Raw genomic sequence first — 14,524 nt, 5'->3', positions numbered from 1 at the left:
CATTTAGGGACAGGTTCATTTTGGTAGGTTTTACCTGCTGTTTTGTTGATTGAGCGGCCTGCGTTGTTATGGCGCGCGCCGAAATGAACGCAACTATGAGCACCGTTTGGCGCCCGCGCGGCGCCACGGTAATGGGAGAGGAAGGCTCAGATGAGCGACAGCAAGCATGTGACGTATGAGGATGCCGGTGTCGATACCGCCGAGGGCGGCCGCGCCGTCGACGCGATTAAGCAAATGGTCAAGGACACCAATCGCCCCGAGGTTATCGGCGGCATCGGCGGCTTTGGTGGCCTGTTCTCGGCCGCCGCGCTTAAGGATATGGAAGACCCGATCCTGATCAGCGGTACCGACGGCGTGGGCACCAAGCTCGTGCTCGCCCAGATCATGGACCGTCACGAGACGGTGGGCCAGGACCTGGTCGCTATGTGCGTCAACGATATTCTGGCTTCGGGCGCCGAGCCGCTGTTCTTCCTGGACTACGTTGCCATCGGTCACATCGAGGCCGAGCACATGGCAAAGATCATCAAGGGCGTGGCCGACGGCTGCAAGCTCGCGGGCTGCGCGCTCGTGGGCGGCGAGATGGCCGAGCACCCGGGCGTTATGGCTCCGGCCGACTACGACCTCGCCGGCTTTACCGTGGGCGTCGTCGATCGTCCCAAGATGCTCGACCCCGCGAACGTTCGCCCGGGCGATGTGATCCTGGGCCTGCCTTCCACCGGCGTGCACTCCAACGGCTACTCGCTCGTGCGCAAGGTCATCGGCGTCGACGGCATCAAGCCGGGCACGCCCGAGGCCGCCGCTAAGGCCGAGGAGCTGAGCCGTCCGCTCGAGGAGCTCGGCGGCGCTTCGCTGGCTGACGCCCTGCTGGCTCCCACGCGCATTTATGTGAAGCCGATTCTTGAGCTGCTGCGCGGTGGTGCTCCGGTCCACGCAATTGCTCACATCACCGGCGGCGGTATCACCGAGAACCTCAACCGCGCCCTCGCCGACGACGTCGACGCCGTGGTCACCCGCAACGGCGCCGAGATGGGTTGGGACGTTCCGCCCGTCATCACCTACGTGTCGCGCCAGGCCGAGCTCGCGCCCAACGAGGCGTGCAAGACCTTCAACATGGGCGTTGGCCTGTGCCTGATCGTCGCCCCTGAGGACGAGGCCGCGGTTACCGAGGCCCTGGTCGCGCTGGGCGAGAAGCCGTTCCGCGTGGGCGAGTGCGTCGAGGGTTCCGGTAAGGTCGTGTACTCCGATGAGCGCTAACGAGCAGATGGCTGCCGCCAAGGGCCTGGGCTTTGTGCCCTATACCCGTCCGACCGGCACCGATACGGCAGAGCCGCTCAAGATCGGTGTACTCATCAGCGGTTCGGGTACCAACCTGCAGGCGCTGATCGATCTGATCGCTGCCGGCAAGCTCAACGCTTCGATTGAGCTTGTGGTGTCGAGCCGGCCTTCGGCTAAGGGTCTGCAGCGCGCTGAGCGCGCGGGCATCCAGACGCTTACGCTGTCCAAGGATGTATATGCCGACCCCATCGCCGCCGACGAGATCATCGCGCACGAGCTGCTCGAGCGCGGCTGCGAGTATGTGGTCATGGCCGGCTACATGCGCATGGTGCATACACCGCTGCTGGCGGCGTTTCCCAACCGCGTGGTCAACTTGCATCCGGCGCTGCTGCCGAGCTTTACCGGTGCGCATGCGATTGACGATGCCTTTGTGCGCGGCGTCAAGGTAACTGGCGTGACCGTGCATTTTGCCAACGAGGTCTACGACAACGGTCCCATCATCGCCCAGCGTGCGCTGGCTGTTGAGGAGGACTGGGATGTCGACACGCTCGAGGAGCACATCCACGCGATTGAGCACGTGCTGTATCCCGAGGTCGTGCAAATGCTCGCCGACGGCCGCGTCCACGTGCTGGAGAGCGGCAAGGTCGCAATTGACGCGCCTCGCGGCTAGCGGCGCACAGTACAATTTAGCCGAGTAGTCAGGGTGGTCATTGGCGCCAAGGCGCGCGTGGCCACCTTTTGTTTTTGGGTAGTCATCGGGGACGGTCTTTAACGACTAGTCATCCAAGAACGTCGCAGGTGACTAGGTGAGAGAGGTGAGCGCATGGCGGATAACGAAGCGCTGTTTACGCCTGAGCTGGTGTTTTTTGATTGGGAGTGTGCAACGCCGGATGAGGTGTTTACGCGGCTCGAGGGCGAGCTTGCCCCGCGCGGCTACATTGCCGACGGTTGGCTCGACGCCGTTCGCACGCGCGAGGACGCCTATCCCACGGGTCTTGCCATGCCAGCGGCAAACATTGCCATTCCGCATACCGATCCGGGGTTTGTGGCCAAGCCCTATATCGCGGTGGTGAAGCCCGCCGCGCCCGTGACATTTAACGCTATGGCTGGCATGGGCGCTCCGGTGCCGGCGCAGATCGTCATCAATCTGGGCATCGCCGAGCCGGGCGGCCAGGTCGAGGCCCTGCAGGCGCTCATGAATATCTTTATGGACGCCGATGCCGCAGCCGACGTGCTCGGCCAGACCACGCCCCAGGGCATGGTCGACGCCATCCGCCGTCACTTCTAAGGTGGGGCTGAGTCGGCACTTGGGGACTGTCCCTAACTGCCGGCTGCCAGAGCTGTCCCCTTTGCACCAAAATGGTGCAGATTAATCTGTCCCCAATGCACCAAGCGTGCCGCGGGGGCTGCGTTGTGACACAATGGCGTTTGTTCGATTCGTTATGCGAAAGGCCAACTATGGCAAATAAGAAAAAGAACTCCGAGGCCGCGCCGACGCCCGAGCAGCAGGCCCGCGCTGCCTCCAGCTCTCGCAAGAAGCAGCGCAAGACGTACGTGTCTAAGACCGTCAAGATCGTCCTGGTGGTCATCGGCGTGCTGGCGATGCTGCTTTCCGTCTCGGCGATGGCGTGCTCCGGCCTTATGTCGCAGGCCGAGGACACCTCGGGCTACAAGCTGACCGGCGGTGTTGCTGCTACTATCAACGGCACCAACCTCACCGAGGACACCGTGACCAAGCAGATCATGAGCATGCGCACGTCCTACGGCTACACCAAAGACAAGGACTGGGCGCAGTATCTGGTCGACAACGACCTCACGCCCAAGAAGTACCGCAAGCAACTCATCGACTCCTATACGCAGCAGATTCTGCTTCAACAGGCACAGAAGGAGAACGGCGTGACGGTGTCGGACGAGGAGGTCGAGAAGGCTTGGAAGGACGCGTGCAAGAGCGCGGGCGGTGCCAAGGCCTTTAAGAAGACCCTCAAGACCTACGGCTATACCGAGGACACCTACAAGGACTCACTCAAGGAGAGTCTGGCGCAGCAGAAACTCAAGGATGCCGTCGCGCCCACGAGCAAGCCCAAGGACAGCGAGATCGTCGATTACATCAATGAGAACCTGTCCAGCTACAACGACGCCCGCCGCTCGTCGAACATCCTGATCAAGGTTGATTCCGACGCTTCCGACGAGGACAAGGCTGCCGCCAAGGTCAAGGCGCAGGAGTGCCTGGACAAGATCAACTCCGGCGAGCTGAGCTTTGAGGACGCCGTTGAGCAGTACTCCGAGGACACCGGTTCCAAGGAGAAGAAGGGCGATGTGGGCTGGGATAAGCTCACCACTTTCGTCGACAGCTACCAGACGGCGCTCGAGGGGCTCAACAAGGGCGACGTGAGCGAAGTCGTCGAGTCGACCTATGGTTACCACATCATCAAGTGCACCGACTACTTCCATGTCGATAATCAGGTTGATGACATCAACCAGGTGCCCAAGGCCATCAAGAAGTACGTCTCCAACGTGGTGAAGACACAGGCGGCCAGCACCGCGTACAGCGAGTGGCTGGAGCAGTACAAGAAGGATGCCGACATCACCGTTAACCCCATGCCCAAAGACGTGCCATACAACGTCAGTCTGAAGGGCGTCACCAAGAGCTCGACCGACGACTCGTCGACGACTGAGTAAACATGGGGCGGTGCTCGCACGAGTGCCGCCCACGCTATTAGAGAGGATTTGCAGATGACCAACGAAGAGCTGCAGAAAGAAATGATCGCGGCCATGAAGGCCAAGGACAAGGTTCGCCTGTCCATCATTCGCCAGGTTAAGGCCGAGGTGAAGAATATCGAGGTCAATGAGCGCCGCGATGTGACCGAGGAAGACGTCAACAGCATGATCAAGCGTCTGATTAAGCAGACGAGCGAGACGCTGGAGATGTCCATCAAGGCCGGCACCGACCAGGAGCGTACCGACAATCTGACCGAGCAGGTCAAGATTCTGGAGAGCCTGCTGCCCGCGCAGGTTTCGGGCGAGGAGCTCGAGGCCCTGATCGAGCAGGTCATCGCCGAGCTGGGCGCCACGTCCAAGAAGCAGATGGGCCAGGTTATGGGCGCACTCGGCAAGGCCACCGGCGGCAACTTCGACAAGCCTGCGGCGGCAAAGATCGTCGGCGCCAAATTAGCGTAAGGGCAGAGCGGTACATAGTTGATGTTGAGGGGGCGTGACCATTGCGGTCGCGCCCCTTTTTGCTGGGCTGGGCACTCATTGGGGACAGACTTAAATGAGTGCCCAATGAGCAGGTACTCATTTAAGTCTGTCCCCAACGAGTGGGTGAAAGGTTGCGGGTTCTTTACGGGAATGTAGTGTGGGCTGCGGAAACGTGGTTCTTTCCGTACAATAGTTCAACTCGTGTAAACGCAGGGAAGGGACATTCATGGCAGACATGATCGAGATCAAGCATCTCAACAAGTACTTTGGCGACCTGCATGTGCTCAAAGATATCAACCTCACCGTCAAGCGCGGCGAGAAGCTCGTAATGATCGGGCCCTCTGGTTCGGGTAAGTCGACGCTCATCCGCTGCGTCGATTATCTTGAGGAACCCACGTCGGGCGAGGTCATCATCGACGGTACGCCGCTTACCAAGAAGAATCACCTGGAGATGGCCCGCAAGTATAGTTCCATGGTGTTTCAGCAGTTCAACCTGTATCCCAACATGACGGTGCTGGGCAACCTGACGCTCGCGCCCATCAAGCTGCAAAAGAAGAGCAAGGAGGAGGCGACCGAGATCGCCATCGCCGCGCTCAAGCGCGTCGGCATGGCTCATAAGGCCGGCGAGTATCCGCAGAATCTCTCGGGTGGTCAGCAGCAGCGCATCGCCATTGCCCGTGCCCTATGCACCAAGCAGCCCATCATCCTGTTTGACGAGCCGACCTCGGCGCTCGACCCCGAGATGGTCCAGGAAGTCCTGGACGTTATGATTGAGCTCGCGCAGGAGGACATCACCATGATCTGCGTGACGCACGAGATGGGCTTTGCGCGCCAGGTGGCCGACCGCGTCATCTTTATGGAGGACGGCCGCATTCTGGAGGAGGGCACGCCCGAGCACTTCTTCGATAACCCCGAGAACCCGCGCTGCCGCGAGTTCCTGTCCAAGATTCTGCACTAGGCGCGGTGATGGACATGACGGATATGACGAGGGCGGCCGTGTCGCGCCGTCACTTTTTGCAGCTGGCGGGCGCCGGCATGCTTGCGCTGACGGGGACCGCGCTTGCCGGTTGCGGCAACTCCACCAGTGGCGAGGGCTCCGACAAGGGGTCCAAGCTTGCGGCCATCAAGTCGCGTGGCCATCTGAATGCCGGCGTTAAGAAGGACGTTCCCGGCTACGGTTATTACGACACCGCCAAGGGCCGCTTTGAAGGTATGGAAGTCGATTTGTGCTACCAGATTGCCGCTGCCGTCTTTGGTGTGAGCTACAAGGATGCTCGCGCCCAGGAGCTAGTCGAGTTTACCGACGTAACGCCCAAGACGCGCGGTCCGCTGATCGATAACGGCCAACTCGACGTGGTCGCGGCGACCTACACCATCACTGACGAGCGCAAGAAGAGCTGGGATTTCTCGACGCCGTACCGCACCGATTTCGTGGGACTCATGGTCAAGAAGCGTTCGGGTTTTACCTCGATTGAGGACCTGGACGGTAAGGTCATCGGCGTGAGCCAGGGTGCTACCACGCAGGGCCTGATCGAGCAGATGATCAAGGACAACGGCTTTAGCTGCAAACCCGAGTTTAGGGCCTTTAGCGGCTACCCCATCATCAAGAGTTCGCTCGACGCCGGCAATATCGATGTCTTTGCCATGGACCGCTCCACGCTGGCCGGTTACATGAACGAGACCGTTGAGCTGCTGCAGCCCGAGGTTAAGTTTGGCGAGCAGGGCTACGGCGTGGCGACCAAGAAGGGCTGCGACCTTTCGGCCGTGGTCGATCAGGTGATTTGCGATCGCCTGGCCGACGGCTGGCTCGACCAAGAGGTCAAGACCTGGGGTCTTGTATAGGCGCATCGTCCAAGGAAGGAATCAAATGCTCGAAGGATTATTTGACGCCGACCGTTGGTCGACGACATTTCAAAACATGGGGCCCTTCTGGGAGGGCTTTGGCGTGACGCTGCAGGTGGTCGTTGCCGGTCTGCTGCTGTCGCTGGTGCTGGGCACGCTGCTGGGCGTGTTCTCTACCACTCGCTCGCGCGTGCTGCGCGCCATAAGCCGCGTGTACGTGGAGTTTTACCAGAACACCCCGTTGCCCGTGCAGGTGCTCTTTATGTACATGGCCGGTCCGCAGTTTTTGCAGGCCATAACCGGTGCCGACCAGCCGGTGCGCATCGCGCCGTTCGTGCTGGGCTTCTTGGGCGTGGGTCTGTATCACGCGGCCTACATTTCGGAGGTCATCCGCACTGGTATCGAGGCGGTTCCGCGCGGTCAGATGGAGGCGGCCCAGAGCCAGGGCTTCACCCGTGCGCAGGCGTACTGGTACATCGTGCTGCCCCAGACGTTCAAGATCATTCTGCCGCCGCTGTGTAACCAGGCGCTCAACCTGGTCAAGAACACGTCGGTGTTGGCACTTGTGGCTGGCGGCGACCTTATGTACCGTTCCGACAATTTTGTGAGTCTGTACGGTTACCTGCAGGAATACATCGTCTGCTGCCTTATGTACTTCATCATCTGCTTTCCGCTCGCCATGCTGGTGCAGTGGCTCGAGCGACGCTCCAAGGAGCGTCCGCGCGGCGTAAGTCTGGCCGAGCTGGGGCTCGACAACGTAGAGGAGGCCTAGCGCATGGAAATCTTCAACGCGACCAACCTGCTCTACATTTGGGGCGGCTTTGTTAAGACAATCGAGATCTCGGCGCTGTCGATCTTTTTCTCGCTCATCTTTGGCACGGTGCTGGCGCTCGTTAAGAGCTATGCGCCCCGCCCGTTCCGTATTTTGGTGAGCGCCTATATCGAGCTGTTCCGTTGCACGCCGAACCTGCTGTGGATCCTGTTTATCTACTTTACGGTGCAGGGTTTGGACATTGTGATTTCGACCATCGCCTTTACGCTGTTTACCAGCGCTGTTATGGCCGAGATTGTGCGCGGCGGTCTCAACTCGATTCCGCGCGGCCAGTTTGAGGCGGCGCAGAGCCAGGGCTTCGGCTTCTTTGCCACCATGCGCTACATCATTCTGCCGCAGACGTTTAAGACGATCATTCCGGCGCTGTTTAGCCAATGCACGACCGTCATTAAGGACAGCTCGTATCTTTCGGGTATTAACGTGGCCGAGCTCATGTACACGGCAAACGTCGTGATGGCCCACGCGATCGACCTGTCGCAGGTTCTTATGCTCTACGGCTTGGTGTTTGCGATGTACTTTGTGCTCAACTTTGGTATCTCGCTGCTGGTGAGGGCATATCAGAGGCGAATGGTGGCAGCGTAGAATGTGACAAAGGGACAGTCCCTTTGTCACATAGAGAAAGGAATCGCGATGAGCGATCTGGAGAACAAGAAGAGTCCTGTGGTCATTACCATCGCGCGCGACTTTGGTGCCGAGGGCCACGAGATTGGCCGTATCCTTGCCGATGAGCTGGGGATTCCGCTGTACGATAACGAGCTGCTGGTGCGTGCGTCGCTGCGCGCGGGCGAGTCGCTCGACAAGATGGCTGCCTACGACGAGCGCCTGGCCGTGGAGAATATGGCGTTTCTGCCCGACCGCTACGATGCGCGTTCGTACTCGGACAAGTTGTTCCAAAAGATGAGCCAGGTGATTTTGGATCTGGGCGAGACCGAGAGCTGCATTATCGAAGGCCGTCTGTCCGATTATCTGCTGCGCAACAACCCCAACCACATCGCCGTGCTGGTGACTGCGCCCTTTGAGGACCGCGTCGAGATCGTGCGCAAGAAGCGCGGCCTCAACAAAAAGAAGGGTGCCAAGCTGGTCAAGCAGCAGCAGAAGGCGCGCGAGGCATTCTATAAGCGCTACAGTGCCGGCAAGTGGAAGATGACGAGCGGTAAAGACATCGTCGTCAACCGCGCCAAGCTGGGCCGCGAAGGCTGCAAGAACGTCATCGCGGCGGCCTACCGCTACAAGCTGGCGCAGCTCGAAGTCTAACCGACCAAAACCACCACAAAGGGGACAGGCACCTTTGTGGTGGTTTTTGTTTTAGGCCGAGGGGAAGGCCTTGGTGAGACCGGCGCGCGTCTGCGTGTCGGTCTTTTGATAAATGGAGCTCAGGTGGCGCTGTACCATGCGCATCGAGATACCAAGCTCCTCGGCGACCTGTTTGAGCGGGCGCTCATCTTGGGTCACAGCCACCAGCACGTCAACTTCGCGCGGGGTGAGAGCGTGATCGGTGATGAAGACCTGACGCTGCTCCTCGATACTCGGTGCTGCCAGCGCCTCCTCGGCAAGCTGTTGATGTTCGCGCTCCTGCTCGGTTTGGGGTAGGCGGAACAAGCCGGCTGCCACGAATGCCGCGCAGGCGGCGACGAGCAAAACGAGCGCACCGATCATGATGAGAGCAACATTGTCCGAGGTCACGAGCGCCAGCGAGATACCCGATGTGGTGAACGCGCATACGTTGTTGGCCGCGCGACCCATGCCGGCCCATAAGGCGGGCGCGCGCATGCGCGGTGCCAGCTGCGTAAAGGTGGCGGTAAAGAACGTGACAAAAAAGCCCGAGCTCAGGTAAAAGACGACAAGGCCCAGGTTGGGATCAGCGCCGGCCTCCACGGCCAGGATGGAAATGGTCGAGAGCACGGCGATGCCGAGCATGACAAGTCCCATGTAGCGACGCTCGGCAAGATCAAAAATAAGACCGGCGGCAAGGCCGCTCGCTGCCAAAAAGAGGCGTGGCCAGGTTTGCACGGCGATGGTGCCGTGGGCGTTGGAGAACGTGACGACGTTGTCGAGGGTGGAGAATAAGCAGGCGAGAATCATGACGAGCGCAATGCTCCAGCATGCCTGTTTGGCGAGGGCGTGCGATGGCTCAACAAAGGGATTGATGGAGGGACTGGAGCTCTCGGCAGCCTTTTGGGGAACGACGCTGAGGGCGGAGACGGCGATCGTTGCCGCGCCAAGAATGATGAGCTCGACGATGCCACCGCAATCAATCAGGTTGGTGACGAACTGCATCAGGATGCCCGCGGCATAGGCTGCTCCTGCGCCGGTGGCGAGTTTGGGGTCATCCTGGAATGCCAACGAAAAGGCGTGGTGCGCTGCGGCGCCCAGTAGGCCGAGTCCGAGGAATGCGAGGCATCCCAGAATCTCGAGCGCAAGCGGGCTCGTGGGGGACTGAATCTGAGTCAACCCCAAGATGGCGATGGGGACGGCGGCGCTGACAACTGCCTGAGGCCGGTCTTTGCGCTGTGCGAGCCCGAGCAGCGGCGCATATCCGATAAAGCCGATCACGCTGGCGCCGAGGATGAAGCCCTGCGCAATCACAACGCGCTCGGCACCGGCGAGCAGCCCGACATTAATGTCGAATCGAAACTCGGCGGCAAGAAAGACAAAGGTAAAGAGCGCAAGTGCCAGAAGCGCGTTGATTTTAGGCTTGCTCAGGTTCAAGGACGGTCCTTCGGGTGGACGAATAATCGTGTCCTCGATTGTAGACCATGACGGTAGGGGGTGGGCCTTTCGGGGGGCGGGGTGCGCTTGGCAATAGCATGCTCGTTGCCTTTTGCGCTGGCAGGTGCGCCACATGAGAATTTGTGCCCCAGGATCCTGATATCTTCCCGTAACATGGTGTTATAGAAGCACCCCTTACGACAAGGAGGCTCACATGCGAACGCAAATCCATGACAACCCAATCGACCACGGCCGCGCGTGCTCGCTCTCTCATGGAACGTGGCGTCGTGTGGGCGCCAAGCTTGCCTGCGCGGGGGCTTGCGCGCTCATGGCCGGCCAGCTGCTGCTGCCGAGCGTGGCGCTCGCTGCCGAGTGGGTCAACGTGGGCGGCACGCAGTACGACGCGGGCACTGCCGCCGGCGACGATGCCGGAACGTGGTCCTGGGACGGTGCCGATGACATGAAGCTCAACGGCTACGACGGTACCGGCATCAGCGCTCAGGGCAACCTCACCATCGATGTGGCGGGCACCAACACCATCACGGCCGATGCCGGTCAGAGCGCTATTGCTGTCAAGAACGGCAACCTTGCCATTACCGGCGACGGCACCCTTAATGCGACGGCCCAGACCGATGTGATTGCGGCGGAAGGCGACGGCAATGCGGGTGGCGATGTGACCATCAGCGGCGCCAACGTCAACGTGACGGCTTCGGGCGCAGTGAACAGTGCGACGGGCATTCGCGCGACGGCCGGCAGCGTGACGATCGATAAGGGCGCCGATGTCAAAATCGAGGCGAAATCGGCGGAAGGATCTTGGCGTCCAACGGTGGGCACCTACGGTATCTTTGCCGATAACCTTCCCAGTAGACACGCTGCTCAGGAAGGCGAGCAGGAAGAACCGGATTATGTCTCCGTGCACGGGGGCGACGTCACGATCGATGCCGCCAACCTGTCGATCAAGACAGCCGATGCCTGGCAGGTTTCTGTGTGCATCAATACGGTCGGTATCAAAAAGAATACCCTCATGAAAATCGTCAACGGAGCCGATGTCGCGCTTTCCGCCGGCAGTGCGGCTTCGCTCTCGGCGGGCATCAGCGCGCGTTCGCAAAGCGGTGCGGTGTGGATGCTTGTCGAGGAGTCGAATCTTACGTCTCGAAGCCTGTCTGCTGCAAACGGCATCGATGCCGTCCGCAATCAAAGTTTTGGAATCATGGCAGAGGCAAACACCGGGTTTGAAACGCCTCGTATCAAGATTCGCAAATCGAAGATTGAGGCCTCGGGCGCGACTGCGGGGATTTATACGATCAACTGCAACGACGCGACTGCGACGCTGTTCCGTGCCGCGATGATTGATTTACGAGGAAACGCGATGATTACGACTCCGACGGATGGTGCCGTGCGCGATGTGAAAAAGGTTGTTGATACGGGGAAATGGCCGAGCTCCCAGAACGGGCAGGTCGTCGGTGTTGCCGGTTCGTCTGCCATTACGGATATCGTCGGTTCTGCCGAGGTCGCCCATGATGTAGTGATTGATTTTGGAGACGGACAGGAGCCGGAGCCGACGCCCGATCCCGAGCCGACGCCGGAGCCCGATCCCGACCCCATACCCAACCCCGAGCAGAAGCCTGGCCTCAAGCCCGTACCCGTAGACAAGGACGTAAAGACCACCACGGCGGTCACCAAGACCGTTACGACCAAGACTGCTGCCGCCAAAAACGGTTCCGGCGCCCTGGCCGCCACGGGCGATAGCGCCGCGACGGCGGCGGCAGCCCTCGGCATTGCCGGTGCGTCCGTCATCGGCGCCGGCTTCGTCGCGTCCAAGCGCCGCAACCGCTAGCGCAAGCTTTCATAGCCATTTTCAGCCGCCGCGTGAGCACAAATGCTCTCGCGGCGGCTCTTTGTATTTCCGCAGATAGATACCTAGGTTCGCATCTACGAACCTAGGCGTATAGAGTCATTTGACACATCTTGGTTGTACAGGACCACCACAAAGGGGACAGGCACCTTTGTGGTGGTATGGCCCATCGACCAAGGAGGACGGTATGAACGGAAGCCACTTTGATAAGCAGACCCAGCGCGAGCGTACCTGCTCGCTGGTTCACGGTACCTGGCGTTGTGTGGGTGCCAAAATAGCTTGCGCCGGCGCGTGTGCGCTTATGGTCGGTCAGTTGCTGCTGCCGAGTGTGGCGCTGGCGACGGAATGCGCCGATCCCGTCGGTGCGATGGACGAGGTTGCCGCGGCTCCGGTGACGCCGACGGTTGTGGAGGATACGGCTGCAACGACCGCACCAGCTGCTTCGACCGCGCCTGCAACCGATGCTGCTCCGGCGGCGCAAGCCACCGCTGAGCCTCAGCAGACGGCCCCGACTGGCGCCACCGATGAATCCAACGATGCGGCACCCGCTGAACAAAATACTCCCAGCGACAACGCCGCCACGCCGGCGAATGACGCCATCATGCCCTGCGGTGTGACCGATGTTGTTGGCGGCAGCGGCGTTAGGGTCAATATTACGGTGCGGAACAATTACACCGACATCAAGAAAGAAGAAACGATTGAGCATGTGAAGGGGATTGCCCTTGTAGATGGAGACCAGTCTGCTCTCGATGGTAGCGCTTTGACTTTTATCGGCCTGGGGGACTTGATCGTCCATGCGGCGTATGACAGTGCGAGCAATAAAACAACGCTTACCTTGGATATCAGCAAGATTCAGAGACAGAAGGAGGAGCAGAAGTACTTTACGGAGTACAAGGAGAATAAGTCCAAGATGACGACCACCTATGATGGATCCAAGCTTACGTATACGGGTACAGAGCCCGGGAATATCATCATCGGTGATCCGGACGACGCCTTTAAAGGAGACACCGAGGCGACCGGGAAACCCACTATTAACGAGATCCGGGATGACTACTACACCCGCACCCATGTCTACGAGAGGGCGTGCCTTGTTATCCCGGCAGCGGAATCAGAATCGGAATCCATCTCCTTTGCCAATGTTCAGAATGCGAACTTCAATTGGCAGCTGGATACTGGTCCGCAGGCGACGGCAGGTGTCCCTAACTACGATGCAGATAAATACGAAATCGCTTATGAATGCTGGCAGGAATTTGAAAACAACGAACCCGTTGCTGCCTGGTATTCCGATAACGGCTCACATGGTTCCCTGCCGACTATTACAAAGTTTAAAAGCGGGAAAGAGTACGTGTATTCTCTTATGCTGAAGCCAAAAGACGGATATTCCTTCAGCGATGAAACCGTTGTTACCGTAAACGGGGAAACCGTAAAGTCGAGTCTAAGCGGAGAATTCCTGTATGTCCCTGCTATTAAAACAATTACGATGCCTGCTTCGTCGGAAAACGAAGCTCTTGAGAATCTAAACGTCAACGATGTGAAAACCGACTACGCGCCCGGCGAGGCGCCCCGCGCGACCGCGACGACCCCCGCCGCCGATGCCGACAAGTACGAGATCGCGTATGAGTGCTGGGAGGAAATGGATGGCAGCGACCCTGCGGAGCTCACGCCCGTTGCCTTCTGGTATTCCGATCCCGCAAAGTACACGCCGGGCATGAAGAAGATTGACCACTTCGAAGAGGGCAAGTTCTACATGTACTCCGTCGAGTTGAGGCTCAAGGGCGACAATACCGTGGCCGATGACTGCATGATGTACGTCAACGGTCATTGGGCGCACCACATCAAGACCGTCAACGGCGTCTTCGCGCCAAACGCTGACAATATGCTGTGCGAGCAGCCGATCGACGAATGGCGGGCCATCGACGTTATCGAGATCAACGGCGCCACGACCACCTTCAAGGCGGGCGATAAGCCGGTCTTTACGGCGAATGTTCCGACGGGCTCCAACTCCCTTCCGCAGTGTGAGTACTGGACGGGTAGCGACGGCAGTGAGGTGAATTCCGTTGAGTTTTGGGACCAGCACATCACGAATCACATCGACGCCTTTAAACCCGGCGTGACCTATCGCTACGGCATCTACCTCAAGCCCGCGCGCGGCTTCTACTTCACGCCCGACACCAAGCTGGTGATCAACGGCCAGGAGTGCGGCTACCAGATGGGCGAAGCGAGTGTAGTTGATCCCGAGAGCGGCTGGATCTACACCCTGTGGCTCAACACCGATTTGATCTTTATGCCCGAGGGCGCGCCGACTCCCGATCCGCAGCCTACGCCGGAACCCAAGCCGACGCCGCAGCCTGAGGTGAAGCCCGAGACCAAGCCCGAGGTGAAGCCCGAGACCAAACCCGCGGCCAAGTCGGCCACGACAACCGCTACGACCAAGACGGTTGAGAAAGCCGCGCCGACCAAGAAGGGCGATGCTGTCCTGGCTACCACGGGGGATACCACCGCGATGACGGTTGCCGCCCTAGGCATCGCCGGCGCAACCGTAGCCGCCGCCGGCATCGCCGCGACCAAGCGTCGCAAGCGCTAGGTTTTGGCGAGCGCCCATCCTCGGCTTTAGCAAAATCTCAATCTGTAACACCAAGCCAGTAAAAATGGCTCTAGGTGTTACAGATTGAGATGAACGGTCCGGCCGCCAACCTAACGTCTCGATCTGTAACATGTAGCGAGGAATTTGGCCTCTAACTGTTACAGATTGAGACAAAACGGAGGCGGCTGGCGCAATATCTCGATCTGTAACAACTACAAGGCTTAACAGG

At 59.6% G+C, this 14,524-nt stretch carries 13 protein-coding genes; 12 read left to right on the top strand and 1 reads right to left on the bottom strand.

Annotation, left to right across the window (positions count from 1 at the left end):
• The first annotated feature begins 150 nt into the window (after positions 1-150).
• The 10 genes from purM to DWY05_RS03230 all read left to right on the top strand — a co-directional run bounded on the left by purM (position 151) and on the right by DWY05_RS03230 (position 8,401).
• Positions 151-1,254, top strand: coding sequence for a phosphoribosylformylglycinamidine cyclo-ligase (gene purM / locus DWY05_RS03275; RefSeq protein WP_117655823.1), 1,104 nt, complete (start codon positions 151-153; stop codon positions 1,252-1,254).
• Positions 1,244-1,945, top strand: coding sequence for a phosphoribosylglycinamide formyltransferase (gene purN, locus DWY05_RS03270; RefSeq protein ID WP_117820650.1), 702 nt, complete (start codon positions 1,244-1,246; stop codon positions 1,943-1,945). Before purM ends, purN begins: the two co-directional genes overlap by 11 nt.
• 153 nt (positions 1,946-2,098) lie before the next feature.
• Entirely contained in the window at positions 2,099-2,563 is a 465-nt protein-coding gene (locus DWY05_RS03265) for a PTS sugar transporter subunit IIA (RefSeq protein WP_117820651.1), read from the top strand.
• Positions 2,564-2,733: 170 nt separating this feature from the next.
• Positions 2,734-3,954, top strand: a complete 1,221-nt coding sequence (locus DWY05_RS03260; protein WP_117820652.1) for a peptidylprolyl isomerase — start codon at positions 2,734-2,736, stop codon at positions 3,952-3,954.
• Between the two features lie 54 nt (positions 3,955-4,008).
• A complete protein-coding gene (locus tag DWY05_RS03255; protein WP_006235801.1) occupies positions 4,009-4,452 on the top strand; it encodes a GatB/YqeY domain-containing protein in 444 nt (147 codons plus the stop codon).
• 247 nt (positions 4,453-4,699) lie between these two features.
• Positions 4,700-5,431, top strand: coding sequence for an amino acid ABC transporter ATP-binding protein (locus tag DWY05_RS03250; RefSeq protein ID WP_055251548.1), 732 nt, complete (start codon positions 4,700-4,702; stop codon positions 5,429-5,431).
• 8 nt (positions 5,432-5,439) lie between these two features.
• Positions 5,440-6,315 carry a transporter substrate-binding domain-containing protein gene (locus DWY05_RS03245; protein ID WP_117820653.1) on the top strand — a complete coding sequence of 292 codons (876 nt, stop codon included), beginning with the start codon at positions 5,440-5,442 and terminating at the stop codon, positions 6,313-6,315.
• Positions 6,316-6,340: 25 nt separating this feature from the next.
• Positions 6,341-7,087, top strand: a complete 747-nt coding sequence (locus DWY05_RS03240) for an amino acid ABC transporter permease (protein WP_117820654.1) — start codon at positions 6,341-6,343, stop codon at positions 7,085-7,087.
• Between the two features lie 3 nt (positions 7,088-7,090).
• Positions 7,091-7,729 (top strand): amino acid ABC transporter permease, encoded by a 639-nt coding sequence (locus DWY05_RS03235; protein ID WP_006235796.1) that lies wholly within the window; start codon positions 7,091-7,093, stop codon positions 7,727-7,729.
• A gap of 48 nt (positions 7,730-7,777) precedes the next feature.
• Entirely contained in the window at positions 7,778-8,401 is a 624-nt protein-coding gene (locus DWY05_RS03230) for an AAA family ATPase (protein ID WP_117820655.1), read from the top strand.
• 51 nt (positions 8,402-8,452) lie between these two features.
• On the opposite strand, the gene DWY05_RS03225 is transcribed toward DWY05_RS03230, so the two are convergent.
• Positions 8,453-9,856 carry a helix-turn-helix transcriptional regulator gene (locus tag DWY05_RS03225; RefSeq protein WP_158558682.1) on the bottom strand — a complete coding sequence of 468 codons (1,404 nt, stop codon included), beginning with the start codon at positions 9,854-9,856 and terminating at the stop codon, positions 8,453-8,455.
• 214 nt (positions 9,857-10,070) lie between these two features.
• On the opposite strand from DWY05_RS03225, the gene DWY05_RS03220 reads away from it, so the two are divergent.
• Together DWY05_RS03220 and DWY05_RS09925 are read left to right on the top strand one after the other, a co-directional pair.
• On the top strand, positions 10,071-11,693 hold the full coding sequence (locus tag DWY05_RS03220) for an LPXTG cell wall anchor domain-containing protein (protein ID WP_117820657.1): 1,623 nt from the start codon (positions 10,071-10,073) through the stop codon (positions 11,691-11,693).
• A gap of 205 nt (positions 11,694-11,898) precedes the next feature.
• Positions 11,899-14,295: an LPXTG cell wall anchor domain-containing protein gene (locus DWY05_RS09925; RefSeq protein WP_158558683.1), complete on the top strand. Its 2,397-nt coding sequence runs from the start codon at positions 11,899-11,901 to the stop codon at positions 14,293-14,295.
• The last annotated feature ends 229 nt before the right edge of the window (positions 14,296-14,524 follow it).

Source organism: Collinsella sp. AF23-4AC (assembly GCF_003462685.1).
Classification (GTDB): domain Bacteria; phylum Actinomycetota; class Coriobacteriia; order Coriobacteriales; family Coriobacteriaceae; genus Collinsella.
The sequence above is the reverse complement of the archived record's forward strand: the minus strand, read 5'-3'. Positions and strand labels throughout refer to the sequence as shown.

What these genes read in the sequence shown, in the direction of transcription:
- purM (WP_117655823.1), top strand. Translation starts at nt 151, where the DNA reads ATGAGCGACAGCAAGCATGTGACGTATGAGGATGCCGGTGTCGATACC.
- purN (WP_117820650.1), top strand. Translation starts at nt 1,244, where the DNA reads ATGAGCGCTAACGAGCAGATGGCTGCCGCCAAGGGCCTGGGCTTTGTG.
- DWY05_RS03265 (WP_117820651.1), top strand. Translation starts at nt 2,099, where the DNA reads ATGGCGGATAACGAAGCGCTGTTTACGCCTGAGCTGGTGTTTTTTGAT.
- DWY05_RS03260 (WP_117820652.1), top strand. Translation starts at nt 2,734, where the DNA reads ATGGCAAATAAGAAAAAGAACTCCGAGGCCGCGCCGACGCCCGAGCAG.
- DWY05_RS03255 (WP_006235801.1), top strand. Translation starts at nt 4,009, where the DNA reads ATGACCAACGAAGAGCTGCAGAAAGAAATGATCGCGGCCATGAAGGCC.
- DWY05_RS03250 (WP_055251548.1), top strand. Translation starts at nt 4,700, where the DNA reads ATGGCAGACATGATCGAGATCAAGCATCTCAACAAGTACTTTGGCGAC.
- DWY05_RS03245 (WP_117820653.1), top strand. Translation starts at nt 5,440, where the DNA reads ATGGACATGACGGATATGACGAGGGCGGCCGTGTCGCGCCGTCACTTT.
- DWY05_RS03240 (WP_117820654.1), top strand. Translation starts at nt 6,341, where the DNA reads ATGCTCGAAGGATTATTTGACGCCGACCGTTGGTCGACGACATTTCAA.
- DWY05_RS03235 (WP_006235796.1), top strand. Translation starts at nt 7,091, where the DNA reads ATGGAAATCTTCAACGCGACCAACCTGCTCTACATTTGGGGCGGCTTT.
- DWY05_RS03230 (WP_117820655.1), top strand. Translation starts at nt 7,778, where the DNA reads ATGAGCGATCTGGAGAACAAGAAGAGTCCTGTGGTCATTACCATCGCG.
- DWY05_RS03220 (WP_117820657.1), top strand. Translation starts at nt 10,071, where the DNA reads ATGCGAACGCAAATCCATGACAACCCAATCGACCACGGCCGCGCGTGC.
- DWY05_RS09925 (WP_158558683.1), top strand. Translation starts at nt 11,899, where the DNA reads ATGAACGGAAGCCACTTTGATAAGCAGACCCAGCGCGAGCGTACCTGC.